At 45.0% G+C, this 742-nt stretch carries 1 protein-coding gene and 1 pseudogene; both read left to right on the top strand.

The features are described from left to right. Positions 1 to 507 (top strand): C40 family peptidase (locus PG840_RS16765; protein ID WP_270613923.1); only part of this gene is annotated, 507 nt, incomplete at its 5' end. A 17-nt stretch (positions 508 to 524) separates the two neighbouring features. Next, positions 525 to 742 (top strand): annotated as a pseudogene (locus tag PG840_RS16770) (conjugal transfer protein); the annotation flags it as partial.

A 742-nucleotide genomic window follows, 5' to 3' on the forward strand; every position in this document is an offset into this window, starting at 1 on the left:
TCGGGTGGAAAGAAAGTAACCTACACCAACCCGATAGCCGTTGCGAAGAACGGGGGTTGGCGGTATCAGTATGGCAATCAATTTTACGTCGAATTAGTCAATCAGTATTTAACTGTTCCGCAGGTATCGGGAGAGCTGGCACAAAAGGTCATGAATGAAGCGTTAAAATATCAAGGCTGGAAATATGTGTATGGCGGTAGCAATCCCAACACTTCTTTTGACTGTTCGGGACTGACGCAATGGTGCTATGGAAAAGCTGGTATCTCCTTACCGAGAACCGCACAAGCACAGTATGACGCAACCCAACATCTTCCACTTTCGCAGGCAAAGGCTGGGGACTTGGTATTTTTCCATTCTACCTATAACGCTGGAAGTTATGTAACACACGTCGGTATTCTTGTTTCGCCGACACAGATGTACCACGCAGGCGACCCGATAGGATATGCAGACCTAAGTAGTAGTTACTGGCAACAGCACTTAATCGGTGCAGGACGAGTAAAACAATAGAAAGTGAGGATTTCATCATGTTTAGAAAGAATAAGAAACAGACAGAAACTATCAAAGAACCCAAAGAAAAAAAGGTGCGTACTTTCAAGGTAGGCACACATAAAAAATCCGTGATTGCATTGTGGGTGGTGCTTATCGCAAGCGTGAGCTTTGGGGCGTATAAGAATTTTACGGCTATCGACCAGCACACGACCCATGAAAAAGAAATCATAGAGCTTCGCTTGCAGGACACCAA

It is taken from the genome of Coprococcus sp. AM97-35 (assembly GCF_027697525.1).
Lineage (GTDB): Bacteria > Bacillota > Clostridia > Lachnospirales > Lachnospiraceae > Allocoprococcus > Allocoprococcus comes.